Source organism: Micromonospora mirobrigensis (genome assembly GCF_900091555.1).
GTDB classification, from domain to species: domain Bacteria; phylum Actinomycetota; class Actinomycetes; order Mycobacteriales; family Micromonosporaceae; genus Micromonospora; species Micromonospora mirobrigensis.
Genome location: NZ_FMCX01000004.1, coordinates 34,240 through 54,483, shown reverse-complemented (window position 1 = coordinate 54,483; position 20,244 = coordinate 34,240). Strand labels below are relative to the sequence as shown.

Below are 20,244 nucleotides of genomic sequence, written 5' to 3'. Positions count from 1 at the left end.
CGAAGCGCACCCCCCTTTCCCCACGTCCTGCCGTCAGTGGGTGAACAGCTTCGCCGCCGTGATCAGCGTCTGCACCACCCCGTAACCCAGCAGCGACCCGACCACCAGCCACGACACCCACAACCGGACCGTCTGACCGCCCCGGGACACCTCGTCGCTCATCGCGTACCGCTCCTCTCCGCCGCCACCGGCTCCGAACCCGTCCCGTCACCCCGACCACCGGCCGGCTCGTGGAACCGCTGCGGCACCGGCCGCACCAGCAGATTCGCCACGAACCCCACCGCCAGCACGCCCACCATCGTGAACAGCGCCGGCCGGTACGCCGCCGCCGTCAACGTGCCCGGCTTGCCCTGCGCGTCGAGGAACGCGTTGACGATCAGCGGCCCGGCCACCCCGGCCGCCGACCACGCCGTCAGCAACCGCCCGTGGATCGCACCCACCTGGTACGTGCCGAACAGGTCCCGCAGGTACGCCGGGATCGTCGCGAACCCGCCACCGTAGAAGGAGATGATCACGCACGCCAGCAGCACGAACAACGCCGTCGCGGTCTGCCCGAACAACGCCAGCAACGTGTACAGCACCATCCCGACGCCCAGGTACACCACGTAGATCGGCTTACGACCGATCACGTCCGACGTCGACGACCACACGAACCGGCCCGCCATGTTGAACAACGACAGCAGACCCACGAACCCACCGGCCGCCGCCACCGTCACCGCCGACGTCCGACCGTCGCGGAAGAAGTCCTGGATCATCGGACTGGCCTGCTCCAGGATGCCGATCCCGGCGGTCACGTTGCAGAACAGCACCACCCACAGCAGCCAGAACGACCGGGTCCTCAGCGCGTTCGCCGCCGACACGTTCGCCGTGGTCACCATCGGCTTCGCCGCCACCCGCGACGGGTCGAACCCGGCCGGCTTCCAGTCGGCGGCCGGCACCCGCACGTTGAACACCCCGAACATCATGACCACGAAGTAGCCCAGACCCAACGTCACGAACAGCCACACCAGCGCGTTGCCCGACGCCACCGACCCCGCGTTCGACGGGTCGTACCCCGGGTCGTAGAACGACAGCAGCTGCCGGGACAGGGGAGAGGCCACCATCGCCCCACCACCGAAACCCATGATCGCCAACCCGGTCGCCAGACCCGGCCGGTCCGGGAACCACTTGATCAACGTGGAGACGGGGGAGATGTACCCGATCCCCAGGCCGATCCCGCCCAGCACGCCGTACCCGAGGTAGAGCAGCCACAACTGCTTCGTGGCGATGCCCAACGAACCCACCAGGAACCCGGCCGCCCAGAAACACGCCGACACGAACATCGCCTTACGCGGTCCGTTGGCCTCCACCCAGGTGCCCGCCACCGCGGCCGACAACCCGAGCATCACGATCGCGATGCTGAAGATGACCCCCACCGCCGTCTGACTGGCGTCGAAGTGGGCGATCAGGGAGTTCTTGTACACGCTGGTCGCGTACACCTGCCCGATGCACAGGTGGATGGCCAACGCCGCCGGCGGGATCAACCAGCGGCTGTAGCCGGGCGGCGCGACGGTGTGCCGCCGATCGAGCGCGGAAAGCATCAGCTGCTTCCTCTCCGAAGATGCGAGATTCGTTCCCACTTCATGCCCCCTTCGAAGGGCGCCGCTAAACCTCATCAGCGCCGGACGGGCCGAAAAATGAGCCGAACGGCAATCCCACCCGCACCTGGAGCACCGACCGTCACCACGACCCCACTAGTCGGCGTCCCGGTCACCGACTGGCCGGCCGATAGCATGTGTCGATGCCGCGCCCACCGGTGACCGGACCAGGACGCTCCCGATGCGTCTATCCCGGCACGTTCGACCCCTTCACCGCCGGTCACCGGGACCTCGTCGACCGGTCCCGGCGCCTGTTCGACCACGTGACGGTGCTGGTCGCGGTCAACGCCGGCAAACAACCCGCCAGGACCGGCGAGCAGCGCGCACAGGAGATCCGAGCCGCTCTGCCGGCGGACTGGGGGAACGTCACGGTGGTGGCGTGGAGCGGGCTGACCGCGGACTACTGCAAGCGGCACGCAGCGGCGGCGATCGTCCGGGGCGTACGCAACGCGCTGGACGCGGAGCGCGAGAGCCAGCTCGCGGCCATGAACGAGGCGCTCGGCGTCCCGACCGTGTTCCTGCCGGCCCGACCGGAACTGGCGACGGTTTCCTCGACCGCCGTCCGGGCGACCACGACCTGAGGCGCGTCTCCCCTCGTCACCCCCACTCCCGGCAAGATTCGATAATGCACATTATGTCAAGTAGACCGTTTCCGGGCCCCCCTCAGGCGGAGTCCTCGGCCCAGCGACGCAGGTGCCACTCGACCAGGTCGGCGCGTTCGGCCACGGTCCCCGGCGGCACCGGTACGAGCAGGTGGCCGTGCTCGACGTACACCTGCTCGTGCACCCGCGCGAAGGCCAGCGACTCGGCGTAGCCGATCCGGCGGGCCGCGGTCGGCGCGACGAAGCCGATCGGCTCGACCAGGAACACCCGGCGGTCGTAGACCGCCTCCCGGCGGATCCGGACCAGTTCGGCGGCGAGCTCCGGGGTCACCGGCCGGCCCAGGTACCGGGCCAGCGCCAGGGTGCACAGCGGTGAACGGTCGTAGAGCTGGATGCCTCCCGACCCGGCGTCCCGTTGGCGGCGGCGCTGCTCCCGGGCGAGGAGGTCGACGAAGTCGTCCTCCTGCCAGGGCTCGGGACAGCCCTGGCGCTGTCGCCGGGTGATCACGTCCGTGGCCGCCTCGGTGACGACCGGGTGCCCCCGCCGGGCCAGCAGCCGCGCCAGGCTCGTCTTGCCGGCGCCGGGCGCTCCGGTGAGGACGTGGCGGCGGGTGTGGTCGAGCATCCGCCCACTCTCCCCGACCGGTCGACGGTCACGGATCCCCCACCCGGTCGACCGGAACCCGAAAATCATGCATAATATCCCTTATGCATGACAAAGCGGACGAATCGGTACGGCACCTGATCGAGGAGTTCCTGACCGCCCGCGCCACCCGCAAGCCCTCCCCGCACACCCTGGCGGCGTACCGGCGGGACCTCACCATCGTGGCCGCCCTGATCGCCGAGGACGGCGCCACTCCCCTCCCCCTCGACGAACTGCTGGTCGGCGTCCTCTCCCCCCGGGTGATGCGCGCGGCGTTCGCCCGGTTCGCCGCTCCCCGCGCCGCCGCGTCGGTGCACCGCGCCTGGTCCACCTGGAACAGCTTCTTCACCTTCCTGGTCGCCGAGGGGGTCGTACCCGGCAATCCGATGCCCGCCGTGGGGCGCCCCCGGGCCCCGCTCCCCCAGCCCAAGCCGCTGCGGGGTGAGGACACCCCGGAGGAACTGCTCGCCGCGGTGGCCCGGGAGCAGGGCCACCAGCGCGACCCCTGGCCGGAGCGGGACCTGGCGGTGCTGGCGTTGGCGCTGTGCGCCGGGTTGCGGCTGTCGGAGCTGCTGGCGCTGCGGGTCGCGTCGCTGGCCGGCCGGGCCGGTGAGCGGCGGGTCGACGTGACCGGCAAGGGCGGTCGGCCGCGGACGGTGCCGATCGAGGCGGGCGTGGACCGGGTGGTGGGCGCCTATCTGGACAGCCGGCGGCGGCGCTTCGGGGGGCGCAGTGTCCGGCCGGACTCGCCGTTGCTGGTGGACCGGCAGGGCGAGCCGCTGCGTCGGGGTGGCCTGCAGTACCTGGTGGAGTCGTGTTACCGGCGCGCCGGGGTGGGTGACCGGGTGCCGCGGGGGGCTCGGCTGCACGCGTTGCGGCATACGTTCGCGACCCGGTTGGCGGAGGACGGGGCGAGTGCCGCGGAGATCATGCGTTTGCTGGGGCACGCGTCGTTGGCGTCGTCGCAGACGTACATCGAGGTGACGGCGGGTCAGCAGCGGGCGGCGGTGGCGGCGAACCGGACGAACCGCGCGCTGTCGGTGTTGACCGGTCTCTAGCGTGGCGTCGGCTGGTAGGGGTCGGGGCGGTCACGGTTCGATCACCAGCCGGGCGATCAGCCCGTTGCGGGACACCGACGTGGCGGCGGACTGGCGTACCGAGATCGGTTGGCCGGTGTTCCGGCTCTCCTCTGCGTGAGCCGGTGGGTGTGCCCCGCTGCCCTGTGCGGGCGGCGCGTGGTGTGGCAGGCTGGCCGGGACGCGACTGGCGGCACCGGGGATGGGATCGACCATCGGGGAGCTCGTCGCGGGGGTCGACCGCCTGGGCCTCCGCGTGCGAGGTGAGCCATGTCTTCGACGGGTACGACGGCGCGTGTCCTGTCCGGCCGGCCGGTGGCCGAGCGGATCCTTTCCGAGGTGGCCGAGGGTGTGGCCGGGCTGCGGGCGGTGGGGGTGACGCCGGCGCTGGCGACGGTGCTGGTGGGTGACGACGACGCGAGCGCGGGTTACATCCGGATCAAGTCTCGGCAGGCGGCGGAGTTGGGGTTCGCCTCGCCGCACGTGCGTCTGCCGGGGTCGGCGTCGCAGGCGGATCTGCACGCGGTGTTGGCGGACTTCAACGCGGACCGGGGTGTGCACGGGGTGTTGGTGCAGTATCCGGTGCCGGGGCATCTGGACTACGACCGGGCGTTGCAGGTCCTCGACCCGGACAAGGACGTGGACGGTCTGCATCCGGTGAACATGGGCCGGTTGGCGTTGGGCCTGTCGGGTCCGTTGCCGTGTACGCCGGCGGGGATCGAGGCGTTGCTGGCGTTCCATCAGGTGCCGGTGGCGGGTCGTGAGGTGGTGATCCTGGGGCGGGGTGCCACGTTGGGTCGGCCGTTGGCGATGTTGCTGGCGCAGAAGCGGCCGACGGCGAACGCGGCGGTGACGGTGGTGCACACCGGGGTGGCGGACTGGGCGCGGTACACGCGGCGGGCGGAGATCCTGGTGTCGGCGGTGGGGGTGCCGGGGATCGTGCGGCCGGAGCATGTGCGTCCGGGTGCGGTGGTGGTCGGTGGTGGGGTGCGGTACGAGGGGCGCCGGTTGCTGCCGGATGTGGACGAGTCGTGTGCGCAGGTGGCGGGGGCGATCACGCCGCGGGTCGGTGGGGTGGGTCCGACGACGGTGGCGATGTTGTTCCGTAACGCGTTGGAGGCGGCTCGGCGGTCGGTGGGTTGAGGGGTCAGCCGAGGTCGACCAGGAGGGGGCGGTGGTCGGAGATGGTGGACAGGGGGGTGTCGACGGCGGTGACCGGTGGGAGTCGGTGCAGGTCGTGGCGGTCGGCGAGGATGTGGTCGAGTTGGACGCGGGGTGCGGCGGCGGGGTAGGTGGGGCGGCGGCCCAGCGGGCGCCAGCCGGAGAGGAGTCGGGCGGGGCCGGCGGGGAGGTTGAGGTCGCCGAGGAGGATGCGGGGTGCGGGGAGGGCGCGCAGGGCGCGGACGACCTGGCGGAGTTGGTGGGCGTTCCAGCCGGGGACGAAGGACAGGTGGGTGGCGGCGACGGTCATCGGGCCGTGGGGGGTGTCGAGGACGGCGGCGAGGACGACGCGGGGTTCGTCGCGGAGCAGGATGAGGCCGCCGCCGGGGCCGGGCACGTAGATGGGTGAGCGGACGGGGGCGGGGCGCAGTCGGGTGACCTGCCAGGTGCGTACGGGGTGGCGGCTGATCAGGCCGATGCCGTAGCAGGGTTCGCCGTGGCCGTCGTCGTCGTGGCGCAGGGGGCGGAACTGTTCGCCGGGGGTGCCGACGACGGCGGCGGCGAAGCGGTGTTCGGGGGCGTGCAGGGCGCGGGCGGCGATGGCGGTGAGGTCGAGGTTGCCGCTGCGGCTTTGGTCGCGGTCGACTTCCTGGAGGGCGAGGACGTCGGCGTCGAGGGCGGTGACGGCGGCGGTGAGCCGGTCGGGGTCGACGAGGCCGTCGGTGAGGGATCTGCCGTGCAGCAGGTTGAAGGTGGCCAGGCGCACCTCTGCACCCTACGTGGCCGTGGCAGGGTTGCTGGGTGATCAAGGTGTTGCTCTGTTCGGTGCTGGTGTTCGTGGCGGTGGCGTCGGTGGGGTTGTGGCTGCGTCGGCGGCGGGGGCGGTGAGCGGTCGCGGGGTGGTGGTGAGGCTGGCCACAGGGGGTGCCGGCGGGTGCCGGTGGGTGGGGAGAATGGCCGGCCGTGGATCCCGTGACCGTCAGTGCCCTGCTTGCCGCGGCTGCCATGGCCGGTTGGGTCGATGCGGTGGTGGGTGGGGGTGGCTTGTTGTTGCTGCCGGCGTTGCTGGTGGCGGCGCCGGGGTTGCCGGTGGCGACGGCGTTGGGGACGAACAAGTTGGCGGCGATCGCGGGGACGGGTACGGCGGCGGTGACGTATGCCCGGCGTACCCGGGTGGACTGGGTGGTGGCGGGGCCGGCGGCGGGGTTGGCGGTGGTGGCGGCCGGGTTGGGTGCCGTGTTGGCGGGGTCGGTGCCGGCGTCGGCGTACCGGCCGGTGGTGTTGGTGGTGCTGCTGTCGGTGGCGTTGTTCGTGTTGCTGCGTCCGAGGGTGGGGGTGGTGGCGCGGCCGGATCGGCGTACCCGGGTGCGGGTGGTGGTGGCGGTGCTGGTGGCCGGGGTGGGGATCGCCCTGTACGACGGGTTGATCGGGCCGGGTACGGGGACGTTCCTGGTGGTGGCGTTCACGGCGTTGGTGGGTGCGGATTTCCTGCACGGTTCGGCGATGGCGAAGATCGTGAACGCGGGGACGAACCTGGGTGCGCTGGTGGTGTTCGGGGTGACCGGGCACGTGTGGTGGTTGTTGGGTGCGGCGATGGCGGTGTGCAACATCGCCGGGGCGGTGCTGGGTGCGCGGATGGCGTTGCGGCGTGGGTCGGGTTTCGTGCGGGTGGTGCTGCTGGTGGTGGTGCTGGCGTTGGTCGTGAAGTTGGGGCTGGATCAGTGGCGGGCCGCCTGACCGAGCGTGGGGCCGCCTGACCGGCGCCAGTCGCGTCGGTCAGGCGGCCGGGGTGGTTCAGGCGTGCCGGACGACGTCGTCGTAGTCGAGGCGGGGCAGGCGGGGGAACCAGGCGTCGGGGCCGGGCTTGCCGATGTTGACCACGAGCAGGGACTTCCAGGCGGTGTCGGCGAAGAACTCTTTGTCGACGCCGGCGGCGTCGAAGCCGGCCATGGGTCCGGCGGCGAGGCCGGCGGCGCGGACGGCGAACAGCCAGTAGCCGATCTGGAGGGTGGCGTTGAAGCGGGCCATCTGTTCGCGGCCGGTGGGGTCGTCGGCGAGGGCGTCGCGCATCTGCGGGCGGATCGGGAACAGCGTCGGGATGTGCTCGTGGAAGTCGGTGTCGGCGGCGAGGACGGCGACGGCGGGCGCGGCGGCGGTCTTGGCGCGGTTGCCCTCGGCCATGTGGGCGAGGAGCCGTTCGCGGGGCTCGCCGTCGCGGATGATCAGGACCCGCAGGGGCTGGGTGTTGGCGGCGGTGGGCGGGTACTTGGCGAGGTCGAAGATGGCGCGCAGCTGGGCGTCGCTGACGGGTTCGTCGGTGAAGGTGTTGGCGGTGCGGGCGTCGGTGAACAGTTGGGCCTGCGCGTCGGGGTGCAGGGTGATCGGGTCGCTCACGGTTCTCTCCCAGGAGGGGGCTGCTTCAGGTACGGAAGCAGCTAGCTTTTTAGTAGTGACTCGGTTCGAGAGCGTAGCGCGTACCCTGGGGGAATGACATCCAGGCTGGAGGCGGACGCGGGTCCCCGCACGTGTGACGAGGGACTCGCCCGGGCCTTCGCGTTCCTGGGCAAGCGGTGGAACGGCGTGCTGCTGGGCACCCTCGCCGGTGGCCCGGCCGGTTTCGCCGAGCTGACCCGGGCGTTGCCGGGCATCAGCGAGTCGGTGTTGTCGGACCGCCTGGGCGAGCTGACCCGGGTGGGCCTGGTGTCGCGCACGGTGCGGGAGGGTCCGCCGGTGGGGGTCAGCTACCAGCTCACCGAGCGGGGAGCGGCGCTGGCGCCGGCCCTGCGCGCCCTGGCCCGCTGGGCGCACGAGAACCTGCCCGCGCCGCCTGCCGGCGGCTGCTGACCGGCCCGGGCCGGCCGGACGCCGGCCCCGCCCGTGTGATCATGGACCGATGCCGGTACGCGCCGAACACGACCGCCCGCAGCTCGCCAGGTTGCTGGCCCGCGACCCGGTGCTGCACGCCTACCAGCTGGGTGACCTGGACGACTTCTTCTGGCCGTACACGTCCTGGTTCCGCCGCGACGACCAGGTGGCGCTGCTCTACCACGGCACCGACACGCCGGTGCTGATCGCGCACGCCGACCCCGCCGGGCTCCCGGTGCTGTCGGCGTTGCTGGCCGATCTGGCGCCGCTGCTGCCGGCCCGGCTCTACGCGCACCTCTCCCCCGGCCTGTCCACCGGCCCGTTCGACGTGGAGCGGGAGCGGCCGCATCTGCGGATGGCGTTGACCGCGCCGGGGCTGCTGGACCGGGTCACCCCGGCCGGGCAGCCGCTGACCGTCGCGGACCTGCCCGAGCTGACGGCGCTGTACGCGCAGGCGTACCCGGGGAACTGGTTCGACGCGCGGATGCTCGACACCGGGCACTACGTGGGGGTGCGTGACGGCGGTGAGCTGGAGGCCGTGGCCGGGGTGCACGTCTACTCCCCCGCCTACCGGGTGGCGGCGTTGGGCAACGTGACCACGCATCCCCGGGCGCGCGGGCGCGGGTTGGCCGCCGCCGCGGTGGCGGCGGTGTGCCGCGGCCTGGCCGCGCACGTGGACCACGTGACGTTGAACGTCAGCGCCGACAACGTCGCCGCCCGCCGGTTGTACGCGCGGCTGGGCTTCACCGACGCGGCCGAATTCACCGAGTGCTGGCTGCGCCCGCGACCGTAGCCGCACCGAACAGCGGCAGCAGCCGGCGCACGTCCAGGAACGTGGTGATGCCGGTGACCCGGTCGCCGGCCACGTCGAGCAGCACCAGGGCGAACGGCGTGTGGTGGCCGTCGAGGGCGGGCCGGGTCTGCCAGAACGCCGGTTGTCCGTTGGCGGCGGTGGGCACCAGCCGGGCGCCGGCGCAGGAGCCGGCGGGGTCCAGCAGGGCCGCCCGGATCCGGTCCCGGCCGCGCAGCCACCACCGCAGCGGCGGCATCGACATGGTGGCGTCGGTGTGCAACAGCGCGACGAGGGCGTCGACGTCGTGCCGCTCGAACGCCGCGCAGTAGCCGGCGAGCAGGGTGCGCTGGGTGTCGTCCAACGGCAGCAACGGTTGGCTGGGGGCCGGGGCGACCGCCCGCAGGGTGGCCCGGGCCCGCTGGAGGGCGCTGGTGACCGCGGCGACGCCGCAGCCCAGCAGCGCCGCCACCTCGGGTGCGCGCCAGCACAGCACGTCCCGCAGGATCAGCACCGCCCGCTGTCGGGGCGGCAGGTGCGCAAGGGCGGCGACGAACGCCAACCGCAGCGTCTCGCGCTGCACCACCAGCTGTTCCGGGCTCGCGTCGGCGGGCAGCAGCCGGCTGTCCGGGGCCGGCAGCACCCAGGTGTGCTCGGGTGCGGCGGCGCCGAGGCCGGTCGCGGCTTCCGCCGCCGGGCCGAGGTCCATGGCCAGCGCCCGCCGCCGGGCGCCGCGCAGCATGTCCAGGCAGACGTTGGTCGCGATGGCGTAGAGCCAGGTCCGCGGCGATCCGCGCCGCTCGTCGTAGCGGTCGCGGGCGCGCCAGGCGCGGATCATCGTCTCCTGGACCGCGTCCTCGGCCTCGAACGGTGAACCGAGCATGCGGTAGCAGTAGCCGGTCAGCTCGCCGCGCATCGACTCGAACCCGGCGGTGTCGCCGGTGGACGTCTGCGGCACCGTCCCACCATACGTACCCGGGGCGGCACCGATGAGTTTCCGAGCCGCGATCGGTATCCCTCATCGCCGGACCCGACACCTCGGGTCCGCCGACGAGGACGGGAGGACACCATGGGTGGGGACGACCGGCTGCGGCAGGCGGTACGGGCCGAGCGGGGTGACCAGGTGCGGCTGCTCGCCGCGCTCGATGCGGGGCAGTGGGACGCGCCGACGCTGTGCGCCGGGTGGCGGGTGCGTGAGGTGGTCGCCCACGTCACGATGCCGCTGCGGCTGTCGACCGGTCGTACGCTGCTGGAGCTGGCCCGCGCGCGCGGCCGGTTCGACCGGATGGCCGACCGGTACGCGCGGCGCGAGGCGGCGCGGCTCTCCCCCGAGCAGTTGGTCGCGGTCCGGCGGGCCACCGTCGACCATCCGTGGACGCCGCCGGGTGGCGGGGTGGCGGGCGCGCTGGCCCACGACGTGATCCACGGCCTGGATGTCACCGTGGGCCTGGGACTGGACCGTCGGGTGCCGGCGGAGCGGATGGCGTTGGTGCTGGCCGGGATGCGGCCGGGCGCCGTCGCCTACTTCGGCACCGACCTCGACGGGGTGCGGTTGCAGGCCACCGACCTCGACTGGGGACACGGCGCCGGCGCGCCGCTGCGGGGACTGGCGCAGGACCTGCTGCTGGTGATCTGCGGACGCCGACTGCCCCCGGGCCGGCTCGACGGCGCCGCGGCGGCCCGCTTCACCCGGCAGACCTGAGCCGAGGGTAGGCCGGGCGCGCGGGGGTCAGCGGTGGCGCGACGGCGAGTCGAAGCGTCCGGCGCGGATCTCCCGCAGCGCCCGGCGCCGGCCCTCGCCGCGCAGGGTGTCGACGTAGAGCCGGCCGTGCAGGTGGTCGGTCTCGTGCTGGAGGGCCCGGGCCAGGAACCCGCTGCCGGAGATGGTCAGCGGCTCGCCGTGCTGGTCGAAGCCGTGCACGGTGGCGTGCATGGCCCGCGGGGTCGGGAAGTACAGGCCGGGGATGGACAGGCAGCCCTCCTCGTCGTCCTGCGTCTGCTCGGACAGCTCGATCGTCGGGTTGATCATGTGACCGCGGTGTCCGTCGGCGTCGTAGACGAACACCTGGGCGCCGACGCCGATCTGCGGGGCCGCCACCCCGGCCCGGCCGGGCGCGCCGAGCAGCGTGTCCATCAGGTCGCCGACCAGGGCGCGCAGGTCGGCGTCGAAGCTGGTCACCGGCTCGCACGGGGTACGCAGCACAGGGTCGCCGATGATCCGGATCGCGCGCATAGTCATGCCGGGAAGGCTAACCGCTCGTTACCGGCGATGGTGGGCGACCCGGGCCACCGCGCGCGTCGACGAGGGCCTGCACCCCGTCCAGGAGGCGTTCCAGGCCGAACTCGAACGCCCGGTCGGGGTCGCCGGGGGCCTGGTACTCCTGCCCGGCGGCGGTGCCGACCCGGGCGGCGAGGGGGAAGCGGCGGGGGTCGAGGACCTTCTCCAGGTAGGGGGCGTGGGCCTGCCACCACTGTTCGTCGGTCATGCCGGTGCGCCCGAGGGCCTGGGCGGCCTCGACGGCGGCGCGGACCGCCCCGTGGACGTAGTTGTCCACCAGGGTGACCACGGCGTCCATCTCCAGGTCGGTCAGGCCGATGCCGTCGACGGCGGACAGCTCGTGTTCGTACCTGGCGGTGACGTTGGGGCCCAGCGGGGGGCGGGTGGTGGCGACCTGGAGCAGCCACGGATGGCGCAGGTACAGCGCCCGGTTGTCCCGGGCGACGCGGGTCAGCCGGGCCCGCCAGTCGTCGGCGGTGTCGGTGGGGCGGGCGGTCTCGCCGTGCACGGTGTCGAGCATGACGTCGAGCAGCTCACCCTTGCCGGGGACGTGGGTGTAGAGGGACATGGTGCCCACCCCGAGCCGCTCGGCGACGCGGCGCATGGAGAGCGCGGCCAGCCCCTCGGCGTCGGCGAGGTCGATCGCGGCGGCCACGATCCGTCCGACGCTGAGGTCGCCGCCGCGGCGGCTGGCCTTCTCCCGGGTACGCCAGAGCAGGGCGAGGCTGCGGGCGGGATCCCCGGTGCCGCTGTACTCGACGCTCATGCCGGTCACCCTACCCACCGCCGTACCGTAGGGTGTACGGTACGGCGTACGACAACGACGGGGGAAGGGAGCGGTGCATGCCCGCACCGATCATCACCACGCGCGACCTGCGCAAGCGCTACGCCGACACGCACGCCCTGGCCGGGCTCGACCTGACCGTGCCCGCCGGGGTCGTCTGCGCGGTCCTCGGCCCCAACGGCGCCGGCAAGAGCACCCTGGTGCGGGTCCTGGCCACCCTCACCCGACCCGACGCCGGCGACGCCCGGGTCGCCGGGCACGACGTGCGCGCCGAGCCCCGGCAGGTCCGCGCCCGCATCGGCCTGCTCGGGCAGCACACCGCCGTCGACGAGGTGCTCGGCGGCCGGGAGAACCTGCTGCTCTTCGGCCGGCTGCACCACCTGTCCCCCACCCGCGCCCGGGCCCGCGCCGACGAGCTGCTGGCCCGGTTCGACCTCACCGACGTCGCCGACCGGCCCGCCGGCACGTACTCGGGGGGCACCCGGCGCCGCCTCGACCTGGCCGCCGCGCTGGTCGCCGACCCGCCGGTGCTCTTCCTCGACGAGCCCACCACCGGCCTGGACCCGCGCGCCCGCACCGGCGTGCACGACGCCGTGCGGGCCCTGGCCGACGCCGGCACCACCGTCCTGCTGACCACCCAGTACCTGGAGGAGGCCGACCGGCTCGCCGACACCGTCGTCGTGGTCGACCACGGCCGGGTCGTCGCCGAAGGCACCCCCGAGCGGCTGCGCGGCACCCTCGGCGCCGACCGGGTGGAGGTGCTCCTCGACCACGCCGGCGACCTGGCCGCGGCCACCGACGCCATCGGCGCGGCCACCGGCGCCACGCCACGGGTCGACCCCGACGCGCTGCGGGTCGGCGTGCCCGCCGCCGACCGGGTCGGCACCCTCGGCGCGGTGCTGGCCGCGCTGACCGCCGCCGGCGTCACCGCGGTCGACGTGACACTGCGCCGACCCACCCTCGACGAGGTGTTCCTGCATCTGACCGCCGACCGGGCGGCGGTGGCCCGATGAGCGCCACCGCCCTGACCGACACTGCCACCCTCACCGGGCGGGCCCTGCGCCACTGGCGCCGCCAACCCACCCCGGTGCTGGTCACCCTGCTCTTCCCGATCCTGCTGGTGCTGATGTTCGGCTACCTGCTCGGCGGGGCCATGGTGGTGCCCGGCGGCGGCGACTACCGGGAGTTCCTGCTGCCCGGCATGTTCGCCATGACCATGCTCTTCGGCGTGGAGACCACCTACACCGCGGTGGCCACCGACGCCGCCCGTGGCGTCACCGACCGGCTGCGGTCCCTGCCCGTCGCCCGGGGCGCGGTGATCGCCGGTCGCGCCACCGCCGACGGGCTGCACGCCGTCGTGGCGTTGGCCGTCATGCTGGCCTGCGGGCTGGCCGTCGGTTGGCGGCCGCACGCCGGCGTCGGCCCGGCCCTGGCCGCGGTCGGACTGTTGCTGCTGCTGCGGCTGGCCATGATCGTCGTCGGGATCCACCTGGCGCTGCTGCTGCGCGCCCCCGAGTCGGTGGTGGCCCTGCAGATCCTGGTCTGGCCGGTCGGCTTCGCCTCCAGCGCCTTCGTCGCCCCGCAGACCATGCCCGGCTGGCTGGGCGCCGTCGCCGCGTACAACCCGCTGTCGGCGACCGTCGCGGCCTGCCGGGAGCTGTTCGGCAACCCGGGCTGGGGCGGCGACGGGTTCACCGCCCGGCACGCCGTCGCCCTCGCCGTGGCCTGGCCGCTGGCGGTGATCGCCGTGGCCGGTCCGCTCGCCGTGCGCCGCTGGCAGCGACTGGACCGGTGAGCGAGGCCGGGGCAGCGCCGGCCCGCGGTGACCGGGGCGGCGCGCGACGGGTGACCGGCACTACCGTGGCGGCACTGTCGTGTCGCCGCCGAGGGAGCCCGCAGATGTATCCACCGATCGAGCCGTACGCGCACGGCCTGCTCGACGTCGGCGACGGCCAGCGGATCTACTGGGAGACCTGCGGCAACCCCGACGGGCGGCCCGCCCTGGTGGTGCACGGCGGCCCGGGCTCCGGGGCCACCCCCGGCTGGCGGCGGATGTTCGACCCGGCCGCCTACCGGATCGTCCTGTTCGACCAGCGTGGCTGCGGCCGCAGCCTCCCGCACGCCGCCGACCCGGCCGTGGACCTGTCGGTCAACACCACCGCCCACCTGCTGGCCGACATGGAACTGCTGCGCGCGCACCTGGGGATCGACCGGTGGCTGCTGCACGGCGCCTCGTGGGGGTCGTCACTGGCCCTGGCGTACGCGTCTCGCCACCCCGAGCGGGTCACCGCGCTGGTGCTGTTCAGCGTGGTCGCCAACACCCGCCGCGAGATCGACTGGGTGACCCGGGACATGGGGCGGATCTTCCCCGAGCAGTGGGCCCGCTTCCGCGACGGGGTGCCCGAGGCTGACCGGGACGGTGACCTGGCGGCCGCGTACGCCCGGCTGGTCGACGACCCCGACCCGGCGGTGCGGGACCGGGCCGCGCGCGACTGGTGCGACTGGGAGGACGTGCACGTCAGCCTCGCCGAGGGGCACCGGCCCAGCCCTCGCTTCGCCGACCCGGTGTTCCGGGCCGCCTTCGTCCGCCTGGTCACCCACTACTTCGCCAACCTGGGGTTCCTGCCCGACGGGCAGCTGCTGCGCGACGCGGGCAGACTCGCCGGCATCCCCGGCGTGCTGGTGCAGGGCCGCCTGGACGTCAGCGGCCCACCCGACATCGCCTGGCAGCTGACCCGGGCCTGGCCCGACGCCCGGCTGGTGATCGTCGAGAGCGGCGGGCACGGCACGGGGGCGGGCATGACCGAGGCGGTCCTGGCGGCCCTGGACGAGTTCGCCGGAGACTGACCCGGTCAGGGGCCGTCGCCGCGCCGGTACTCCCGGGGGGAGCAGCCGTAGCGGGCGCGGAACAGGCGACTGAAGTGCGCCTTGTCGCCGAACCCCCAACGGGCGGCGACGGCCTGCACCGGTTGGCCGGCGAGCAGCGGGTTGCGCAGTTCCCGGCGGCAGCGCTCCAGCCGCCGGTCACGGATCAGCGCGGCCAACCCGGCCGGCTGGTCGGCGAAGAGCCGGTGCAGGGTGCGCAGCGAGATGTGGTGCTCGGCGGCGACGGCGGCGGGGGTGAGCCGGACGTCGTCGAGGTGCTGCTCGACGAAGGCGACGATCTTCTCGCGTAGCGCGCCCTGTCGCACCTGGACCGGCAGGTCACCCTCCCGGTCCAGGTGTTCGGCGAGGGTCGCGGCGACCAGGTCCAGCACGATCCCGGCCAACGGGCCGGCCTGGGCGGCGGCGTACTCGTGCGGTCTGGTCGCCACCCTGCGCAGCAGCTGGGCCAGCAGCGCCGCCATGCCGGTGTCGGTGGAGATCCGGGTGGCCAGCAGCCGGCGCACCCGGTCCGGGGACAGCGGCAGGTCGCGGTGCGGCACCTGCACGGTGAGGGTGGCCGCCAGCTGCGGGCCGGCGCCGTCGTGCACCGCGAGGTACGGGCGGGCCATGTCCAGGAAGGTGAACTCGGCGGTGCCCACCTGGGCGTCCTGCCGCTCCTGGGTCAGGCTGCTGCGCCCGACCAGGGGCAGGGCCAACTGGTAGACGTCGGCCTCGGTGCGGCGGACCAACCGGGCGGGCCGGTCGCTGCGCAGCGACGAGTAGCGCAGCGCGGTGAGCCGGATCCGGCCCAGGTCGACCAGCCGGGCGGAGGCCACGAAGTCGTCCCGGTGCGGGGTGGTGATGTGGGCCGGGGCCAGGTCCTGCGCCACCATCTCCATCCAGCTGGCCAGCCGGTCGGGCGGCGGCAGCACGGTGGTGTCGAGGAAGTGGTGGGGTAGCACGTCGCCGGCGTCTTCCTGCCCTCGCCGCGGCCCGGTCGGCAGGTCACCGGCCGCCGCACGATCGTCCACGGTGGTCGGTCCCACCCTATGCCGGGCCCGGCCGCCGGACCAGGTCCGGCGCCGGTCAGCCGGCGAGCAGGGCCCGCACCGGGGCGGCCTTCGCCGCGGCCTCGGCCACCTCGGCCGCCGGGTCGCTGTCCCAGGTGATGCCGCCGCCGGCCCAGCCGTGCAGCCGGTCGCCGTCGGCGGCGGCGGTCCGGATGGTCAGACCCAGGTCGAGCCGGCCCGGCCCGACCCAGCCCAGCGCGCCCATGCCGGCGCCCCGCCCGACCGGCTCCACGGCGGCGATCAGCTCCAGCGCGGCCCGTTTGGGGGCGCCGGTGACCGACCCGCCCGGGCAGACCGCCCGCAGCAGCGCCGCCAGGCCGATCCCGTCGGCCAGCTGCGCCGAGACGGTCGACTCGGCCTGCCACAGGTCGCACCAGCGGCGCACCGCGAACAGCTCGTCCACCCGCACCGAACCGGTGCGGGCCAGCCGGGCCAGGTCGTTGCGTTCCAGGTCGACGATCATGATGTGTTCGGCGCGTTCCTTGGCCGAGGCGAGCAGTTCCCGCCGGCCGGCGTCGGTGGCCGGGCGGGTGCCCTTGATCGGCCGGGTGACGACCCGGCCGGCCGTGACCTCGACCAGGGTCTCCGGGGAGGCGCAGCCGATCGCCCAGCCGGCGCCGTGCAGGGTGCCGCCGTAGCGGGCACCGGGCAGCCCGGCGAGGCGGGCCAGCGCCGGGCGGGGGTCGCCGGTGTAGTCGGCGGCGGCGTGTCCGACGACGTTGACCTGGTAGACGTCGCCGCGGCCGATGGCGGCGCGGACGGCCTGCACGGCGTCGGCGTGCTCACCGGGGGTCCAGCTGTCCCGCCACGGCCCCACCCACCACCGGCCCGGTTCGGTTCGCCGTGGTGGCCGGGGCGGGCGGGCGTGGCCGTAGACCACCACCGCCACCTCGGGCAGCGTGGCCACCGGGTTGGCGGCGCCCGAAGGGGCGCCGGCCATCGCGGCCCCGGCGGCGGCGGAGACGTACAGCGCCGCCCCGCACGGGCCGGCCGGGTCGTGGCCCGCGGGGCGGGTCAGGTCGTCCACCGCCAGACCGTGCCCGAGCAGGAACTCCTCGGTCAGGGCGGCCGGGTCGCCGCCGTCGGCGGGCCGCCACTCGAAGCGGTCCCGTTCGACGAGGGCGGCGCGGCACGCCGCAGGGGCGGCGGGCACGTCGACCACACCGGGTGGGAGCGTTTCCACGCCGTACGGCCCCATCGACCTCATCCGTTCAGCGGATTTCGGGTTAACAAGACGGATGGCTGCTCGATCCCGCGCGGTTTCCCTTGGTACTGTGCGTCACTGGTCATGTGAACCATGACACAGTGCCCCCACAGTCCGGAGAACCCGATGTGCCAGCACCAACCCACCTGCCCTTCCGCCGAGGCCACCGACCGGGAAGCCGCCAAGGTCATCGCCTGCTTCCGTGAGCAGGGCTGGAGCCTGCTCTGCAACGGCGTCATCATCTTCGAGGACACCGGCGAGCTGCTCCCCGACGGCAGCTGCATCGCCCCGCACCGCGGCCCGGCCCGACACGCCCTCGTCGCCTGACCAACACGCAGCGTACGCGCCGGCACCGCCGGTCCTCCGCCCGGAGGACCCGCGCCGCCGGCGTCGCAGGCCGGGGCGGCGAACCGCCCGCCCCGGCGCCACCGCCTCAGTCCTCGAACGCCTCCGGCGCCGGGCACGAGCAGACCAGGTTCCGGTCGCCGTACGCCCCGTCGATGCGCCGCACCGGCGGCCAGTACTTCGCCATCCGGTCCACCCCCGCCGGATAGCCGGCCACCGACCGCGGATAGCCGTGCGACCACTCGTCGCCGGTCAGCATCGCCGCCGTGTGCGGGGCGTTGGCCAGCGGATTGTCCCCCGCCGGCCACTCACCCGAGGCAACCTTGTCGATCTCCGCCCGGATCGCGATCATCGCCTCGCAGAACCGGTCCAGCTCGGCCAGGTCCTCGCTCTCGGTCGGCTCCACCATCAGCGTCCCGGCCACCGGGAACGACATCGTCGGCGCGTGGAAGCCGTAGTCGATCAGCCGCTTCGCCACGTCGTCGACGCTCACCCCGCTGGCCTTCGTCAGCGGCCGCAGGTCCAGGATGCACTCGTGCGCCACCAGGCCCTTGTTGCCGGCGTACAGCACCGGGAAGTGGTTGCGCAGCCGCGCCGCCACGTAGTTCGCGGCCAGCACCGCCACCCCGGTGGCCCGGGTCAGCCCCGCCGCGCCCATCATCCGCAGGTACGCCCACGGGATCGGCAGGATCCCCGCCGACCCGTACCTCGCCGCCGAGATCGCCGGCCGCGCGTCGGCGTGCGCGCCGAGCGGGTCGCCGGGCAGGAACGGCGCAAGGTGCGCCCGTACCGCCACCGGGCCCACGCCCGGGCCACCGCCGCCGTGCGGGATGCAGAACGTCTTGTGCAGGTTCAGGTGCGACACGTCCGCGCCGAACCTACCCGGCTTGGCGAAGCCGACCAGGGCGTTGAGGTTCGCCCCGTCGACGTACACCTGACCGCCGGCGTCGTGGACCTTCGCGCACAACTGCGCGATGCCGGTCTCGTACACCCCGTGCGTCGACGGGTACGTCACCATGATCGCCGCCAGGGCGTCGCGGTGCTTGTCGATCTTCGCGTCGAGGTCGACCAGGTCGACGTTGCCGTCGGCGTCGCAGCCGACCACCACGACCCGCATGCCGGCCATCACCGCCGACGCCGCGTTGGTGCCGTGCGCCGACGACGGGATCAGGCACACGTCCCGGTGGCCCGCACCGCGGTCACGGTGGTACGCGCGGATGGCCAGCAGCCCGGCCAGCTCACCCTGCGACCCGGCGTTGGGCTGCACGCTGACCGCGTCGTAGCCGGTCACCTCGGCCAGCCACCCCTCCAGCTGCCCGATCAGCTCCCGGTACCCGGCGGTCTGCTCCGCCGGGGCGAACGGGTGGACGTGCGCGAACTCCGCCCAGGTGATCGCCTCCATCTCGGTGGTGGCGTTGAGCTTCATCGTGCACGACCCCAGCGGGATCATGCCCCGGTCCAGGGCGTAGTCGAAGTCGGAAAGGCGGCGCAGGTAGCGCAGCATCGCCGTCTCCGAGTGGTGGCTGCGGAACACCGGGTGGGTGAGGAATTCCGACGTGCGGCGCAACTCGACCGGCAGCGCCGCGTCCACGTCCCCGTCGACGCCGTCGACGCCGAACGCCGCCCACACCGACCGCAGGTGGGCCCCGGTGGTGGTCTCGTCGCAGGCGATCCCCACCCGGTCGGCGTCGACCAGCCGCAGGTTCACGTTGCGTGCGGCGGCGGCGGCGACCACCTCGGCCGCCCGCCCGGGCACGACCGCGGTGACGGTGTCGAAGAACGCGACGTCCGCGACCTGCACGCCACCGGCGCGCAGCCCGGCCGCGAGCCGCGCCGCCATGCCATGGGTACGCGTCGCGATCGCCCGCAGCCCGTCCGGGCCGTGGTAGACCGCGTACATGCCGGCCATCACGGCCAGCAGCACCTGCGCGGTGCAGATGTTGCTGGTCGCCTTCTCCCGCCGGATGTGCTGCTCCCGGGTCTGCAACGCCAGCCGGTACGCCGGGTTGCCGTCGGCGTCCTTGGACACCCCGACCAGCCGGCCCGGCAGCATCCGCTCCAGACCCGACCGGACCGCCAGGTAGCCGGCGTGCGGGCCACCGAAGCCCATCGGCACCCCGAACCGCTGGGTGGTGCCCGCGGCGATGTCGACGCCGATCTCCCCCGGCGGGCGCAGCAGCGTCAACGCCAGCAGATCCGCGGCGACGGTGACCAGCGCGCCGACCGCGTGCGCTGCGGTGACCAGCGCGGCGTGCTCGCGTACCGCCCCGGACGCCCCCGGGTACTGAAGGTGCAGGCCGAAGAACTCGCCCGGCAGCTCGTCGCGCTCCACGTCCAGCACGCGCACGTCGATGCCGAGCGGCTCGGCCCGGCTGGCGATCACCGCGACGGTCTGCGGCAGGGTGTCGGCGTCGACGACGTACACGTTGCTCTTACTCTTGGACGCGCGGCGGGCGAGGGTCATCGCCTCGGCGGCGGCGGTGCCCTCGTCGAGCATCGACGCGTTGGCGGTGGCCAGGCCGGTCAGGTCGGTGACCATGGTCTGGAAGTTCAGCAGCGCCTCCAGCCGGCCCTGGCTGATCTCCGGCTGGTACGGCGTGTACGCCGTGTACCAGGCCGGGCTCTCCAGCACGTTACGGCGGATCACCGCCGGGGTGTGCGTGCCGTGGTAGCCCAGCCCGATCATCGACACGGCCACCGTGTTGCGGCCGGCCAGGGCGCGCAGCTCGGCGATCGCCTCGGCCTCGCCTGCCGGCTCGGGCAGGTCCAGGGTGCCGTGCCAGCGGATCACCTCGGGGATCGCGGCGTCCATCAGCTCGTCGATCGAGCCGTAGCCGACGGCCTCCAGCATCCGGCGCTCGTCGGCCGGTACGGGGCCGATGTGCCGGTCGGCGAACTGCTCTGCGGTCATGCGCTGCGCTCCT

The 20,244-nt window shown here is 73.9% G+C and carries 22 protein-coding genes and 1 riboswitch; of the genes, 11 read left to right on the top strand and 11 right to left on the bottom strand.

Going from position 1 to position 20,244, the window contains the following annotated elements:
* Positions 1 to 33 precede the first annotated feature (33 nt).
* Entirely contained in the window at positions 34 to 162 is a 129-nt protein-coding gene (locus tag GA0070564_RS30215; protein WP_281182158.1) for an MFS transporter small subunit, read from the bottom strand.
* Positions 159 to 1,580, bottom strand: a complete 1,422-nt coding sequence (locus tag GA0070564_RS14785) for an OFA family MFS transporter (protein WP_091609234.1) — start codon at positions 1,578 to 1,580, stop codon at positions 159 to 161. Before GA0070564_RS14785 ends, GA0070564_RS30215 begins: the two co-directional genes overlap by 4 nt.
* A 200-nt stretch (positions 1,581 to 1,780) precedes the next feature.
* On the opposite strand from GA0070564_RS14785, the gene coaD reads away from it, so the two are divergent.
* Entirely contained in the window at positions 1,781 to 2,218 is a 438-nt protein-coding gene (gene coaD / locus GA0070564_RS14780) for a pantetheine-phosphate adenylyltransferase (RefSeq protein ID WP_091609233.1), read from the top strand.
* A gap of 82 nt (positions 2,219 to 2,300) precedes the next feature.
* Here the strand turns inward: coaD and GA0070564_RS14775 are convergent, their stop codons facing one another.
* The gene (locus GA0070564_RS14775) at positions 2,301 to 2,864 is read right to left on the bottom strand and encodes an AAA family ATPase (protein ID WP_091609232.1); all 564 of its coding nucleotides are present in this window, start codon (positions 2,862 to 2,864) and stop codon (positions 2,301 to 2,303) included.
* An 83-nt stretch (positions 2,865 to 2,947) separates the two neighbouring features.
* Here GA0070564_RS14775 and GA0070564_RS14770 point away from each other — a divergent pair, with 83 nt between their 5' ends.
* Both GA0070564_RS14770 and GA0070564_RS14760 read left to right on the top strand, forming a co-directional pair.
* Entirely contained in the window at positions 2,948 to 3,940 is a 993-nt protein-coding gene (locus GA0070564_RS14770; RefSeq protein ID WP_091609231.1) for a tyrosine-type recombinase/integrase, read from the top strand.
* 191 nt (positions 3,941 to 4,131) lie between these two features.
* A riboswitch (ZMP/ZTP riboswitch) is annotated at positions 4,132 to 4,215 on the top strand.
* A gap of 13 nt (positions 4,216 to 4,228) precedes the next feature.
* On the top strand, positions 4,229 to 5,101 hold the full coding sequence (locus tag GA0070564_RS14760) for a bifunctional 5,10-methylenetetrahydrofolate dehydrogenase/5,10-methenyltetrahydrofolate cyclohydrolase (RefSeq protein ID WP_091609229.1): 873 nt from the start codon (positions 4,229 to 4,231) through the stop codon (positions 5,099 to 5,101).
* A 4-nt stretch (positions 5,102 to 5,105) separates the two neighbouring features.
* Here the strand turns inward: GA0070564_RS14760 and GA0070564_RS14755 are convergent, their stop codons facing one another.
* On the bottom strand, positions 5,106 to 5,885 hold the full coding sequence (locus GA0070564_RS14755) for an endonuclease/exonuclease/phosphatase family protein (RefSeq protein ID WP_091609228.1): 780 nt from the start codon (positions 5,883 to 5,885) through the stop codon (positions 5,106 to 5,108).
* Positions 5,886 to 6,082: 197 nt separating this feature from the next.
* On the opposite strand from GA0070564_RS14755, the gene GA0070564_RS14750 reads away from it, so the two are divergent.
* Positions 6,083 to 6,856 carry a sulfite exporter TauE/SafE family protein gene (locus GA0070564_RS14750; protein WP_281182157.1) on the top strand — a complete coding sequence of 258 codons (774 nt, stop codon included), beginning with the start codon at positions 6,083 to 6,085 and terminating at the stop codon, positions 6,854 to 6,856.
* A gap of 57 nt (positions 6,857 to 6,913) precedes the next feature.
* Here the strand turns inward: GA0070564_RS14750 and GA0070564_RS14745 are convergent, their stop codons facing one another.
* Complete coding sequence (locus GA0070564_RS14745) at positions 6,914 to 7,513, bottom strand: malonic semialdehyde reductase (RefSeq protein ID WP_091609227.1); 600 nt, start codon at positions 7,511 to 7,513, stop codon at positions 6,914 to 6,916.
* 93 nt (positions 7,514 to 7,606) lie between these two features.
* Here GA0070564_RS14745 and GA0070564_RS14740 point away from each other — a divergent pair, with 93 nt between their 5' ends.
* Positions 7,607 to 7,963, top strand: a complete 357-nt coding sequence (locus tag GA0070564_RS14740) for a winged helix-turn-helix transcriptional regulator (protein WP_091609226.1) — start codon at positions 7,607 to 7,609, stop codon at positions 7,961 to 7,963.
* A 49-nt stretch (positions 7,964 to 8,012) separates the two neighbouring features.
* Positions 8,013 to 8,777 carry a GNAT family N-acetyltransferase gene (locus tag GA0070564_RS14735; protein WP_091609225.1) on the top strand — a complete coding sequence of 255 codons (765 nt, stop codon included), beginning with the start codon at positions 8,013 to 8,015 and terminating at the stop codon, positions 8,775 to 8,777.
* Here the strand turns inward: GA0070564_RS14735 and GA0070564_RS14730 are convergent.
* Positions 8,746 to 9,732 (bottom strand): sigma-70 family RNA polymerase sigma factor, encoded by a 987-nt coding sequence (locus tag GA0070564_RS14730; RefSeq protein ID WP_245670006.1) that lies wholly within the window; start codon positions 9,730 to 9,732, stop codon positions 8,746 to 8,748. The genes GA0070564_RS14735 and GA0070564_RS14730 overlap by 32 nt on opposite strands.
* A gap of 111 nt (positions 9,733 to 9,843) precedes the next feature.
* On the opposite strand from GA0070564_RS14730, the gene GA0070564_RS14725 reads away from it, so the two are divergent.
* A complete protein-coding gene (locus GA0070564_RS14725; protein ID WP_091609224.1) occupies positions 9,844 to 10,476 on the top strand; it encodes a maleylpyruvate isomerase family mycothiol-dependent enzyme in 633 nt (210 codons plus the stop codon).
* A gap of 27 nt (positions 10,477 to 10,503) precedes the next feature.
* Here the strand turns inward: GA0070564_RS14725 and def are convergent, their stop codons facing one another.
* Both def and GA0070564_RS14715 read right to left on the bottom strand, forming a co-directional pair.
* Positions 10,504 to 11,013, bottom strand: a complete 510-nt coding sequence (def, locus tag GA0070564_RS14720; RefSeq protein ID WP_091609223.1) for a peptide deformylase — start codon at positions 11,011 to 11,013, stop codon at positions 10,504 to 10,506.
* Between the two features lie 10 nt (positions 11,014 to 11,023).
* Positions 11,024 to 11,818 (bottom strand): TetR/AcrR family transcriptional regulator, encoded by a 795-nt coding sequence (locus GA0070564_RS14715; protein WP_091609640.1) that lies wholly within the window; start codon positions 11,816 to 11,818, stop codon positions 11,024 to 11,026.
* Between the two features lie 77 nt (positions 11,819 to 11,895).
* Between GA0070564_RS14715 and GA0070564_RS14710 the strand changes: the two genes are divergently transcribed.
* The 3 genes from GA0070564_RS14710 to pip all read left to right on the top strand — a co-directional run bounded on the left by GA0070564_RS14710 (position 11,896) and on the right by pip (position 14,683).
* On the top strand, positions 11,896 to 12,849 hold the full coding sequence (locus GA0070564_RS14710) for an ATP-binding cassette domain-containing protein (protein ID WP_091609222.1): 954 nt from the start codon (positions 11,896 to 11,898) through the stop codon (positions 12,847 to 12,849).
* Complete coding sequence (locus GA0070564_RS14705) at positions 12,846 to 13,631, top strand: ABC transporter permease (protein WP_091609221.1); 786 nt, start codon at positions 12,846 to 12,848, stop codon at positions 13,629 to 13,631. The genes GA0070564_RS14710 and GA0070564_RS14705 overlap by 4 nt, the downstream gene beginning before the upstream one ends.
* Positions 13,632 to 13,735: 104 nt before the next feature.
* Positions 13,736 to 14,683 carry a prolyl aminopeptidase gene (gene pip / locus GA0070564_RS14700; RefSeq protein ID WP_091609220.1) on the top strand — a complete coding sequence of 316 codons (948 nt, stop codon included), beginning with the start codon at positions 13,736 to 13,738 and terminating at the stop codon, positions 14,681 to 14,683.
* A 5-nt stretch (positions 14,684 to 14,688) separates the two neighbouring features.
* Here pip and GA0070564_RS14695 read toward each other — a convergent pair whose 3' ends face one another.
* A complete protein-coding gene (locus GA0070564_RS14695) occupies positions 14,689 to 15,732 on the bottom strand; it encodes an AraC-like ligand-binding domain-containing protein (RefSeq protein WP_141714776.1) in 1,044 nt (347 codons plus the stop codon).
* A gap of 55 nt (positions 15,733 to 15,787) precedes the next feature.
* On the bottom strand, positions 15,788 to 16,978 hold the full coding sequence (locus GA0070564_RS14690) for a chorismate-binding protein (RefSeq protein WP_091609218.1): 1,191 nt from the start codon (positions 16,976 to 16,978) through the stop codon (positions 15,788 to 15,790).
* Between the two features lie 123 nt (positions 16,979 to 17,101).
* Here GA0070564_RS14690 and GA0070564_RS14685 point away from each other — a divergent pair, with 123 nt between their 5' ends.
* The gene (locus GA0070564_RS14685; protein WP_091609217.1) at positions 17,102 to 17,302 is read left to right on the top strand and encodes a DUF5999 family protein; all 201 of its coding nucleotides are present in this window, start codon (positions 17,102 to 17,104) and stop codon (positions 17,300 to 17,302) included.
* 106 nt (positions 17,303 to 17,408) lie between these two features.
* Here the strand turns inward: GA0070564_RS14685 and gcvP are convergent, their stop codons facing one another.
* Positions 17,409 to 20,231 (bottom strand): aminomethyl-transferring glycine dehydrogenase, encoded by a 2,823-nt coding sequence (gcvP, locus tag GA0070564_RS14680; protein WP_091609216.1) that lies wholly within the window; start codon positions 20,229 to 20,231, stop codon positions 17,409 to 17,411.
* Between the last annotated feature and the right edge of the window lie 13 nt (positions 20,232 to 20,244).

What these genes read in the sequence shown, in the direction of transcription:
- GA0070564_RS14710 (WP_091609222.1), top strand. Translation starts at nt 11,896, where the DNA reads ATGCCCGCACCGATCATCACCACGCGCGACCTGCGCAAGCGCTACGCC.
- GA0070564_RS14685 (WP_091609217.1), top strand. Translation starts at nt 17,102, where the DNA reads ATGTGCCAGCACCAACCCACCTGCCCTTCCGCCGAGGCCACCGACCGG.
- GA0070564_RS30215 (WP_281182158.1), bottom strand. Translation starts at nt 162, where the DNA reads ATGAGCGACGAGGTGTCCCGGGGCGGTCAGACGGTCCGGTTGTGGGTG.
- def (WP_091609223.1), bottom strand. Translation starts at nt 11,013, where the DNA reads ATGACTATGCGCGCGATCCGGATCATCGGCGACCCTGTGCTGCGTACC.
- gcvP (WP_091609216.1), bottom strand. Translation starts at nt 20,231, where the DNA reads ATGACCGCAGAGCAGTTCGCCGACCGGCACATCGGCCCCGTACCGGCC.
- GA0070564_RS14705 (WP_091609221.1), top strand. Translation starts at nt 12,846, where the DNA reads ATGAGCGCCACCGCCCTGACCGACACTGCCACCCTCACCGGGCGGGCC.
- pip (WP_091609220.1), top strand. Translation starts at nt 13,736, where the DNA reads ATGTATCCACCGATCGAGCCGTACGCGCACGGCCTGCTCGACGTCGGC.
- GA0070564_RS14715 (WP_091609640.1), bottom strand. Translation starts at nt 11,818, where the DNA reads ATGAGCGTCGAGTACAGCGGCACCGGGGATCCCGCCCGCAGCCTCGCC.
- GA0070564_RS14775 (WP_091609232.1), bottom strand. Translation starts at nt 2,864, where the DNA reads ATGCTCGACCACACCCGCCGCCACGTCCTCACCGGAGCGCCCGGCGCC.
- coaD (WP_091609233.1), top strand. Translation starts at nt 1,781, where the DNA reads ATGCCGCGCCCACCGGTGACCGGACCAGGACGCTCCCGATGCGTCTAT.
- GA0070564_RS14785 (WP_091609234.1), bottom strand. Translation starts at nt 1,580, where the DNA reads ATGCTTTCCGCGCTCGATCGGCGGCACACCGTCGCGCCGCCCGGCTAC.
- GA0070564_RS14690 (WP_091609218.1), bottom strand. Translation starts at nt 16,978, where the DNA reads ATGAGGTCGATGGGGCCGTACGGCGTGGAAACGCTCCCACCCGGTGTG.
- GA0070564_RS14770 (WP_091609231.1), top strand. Translation starts at nt 2,948, where the DNA reads ATGCATGACAAAGCGGACGAATCGGTACGGCACCTGATCGAGGAGTTC.
- GA0070564_RS14740 (WP_091609226.1), top strand. Translation starts at nt 7,607, where the DNA reads ATGACATCCAGGCTGGAGGCGGACGCGGGTCCCCGCACGTGTGACGAG.
- GA0070564_RS14725 (WP_091609224.1), top strand. Translation starts at nt 9,844, where the DNA reads ATGGGTGGGGACGACCGGCTGCGGCAGGCGGTACGGGCCGAGCGGGGT.
- GA0070564_RS14735 (WP_091609225.1), top strand. Translation starts at nt 8,013, where the DNA reads ATGCCGGTACGCGCCGAACACGACCGCCCGCAGCTCGCCAGGTTGCTG.
- GA0070564_RS14760 (WP_091609229.1), top strand. Translation starts at nt 4,229, where the DNA reads ATGTCTTCGACGGGTACGACGGCGCGTGTCCTGTCCGGCCGGCCGGTG.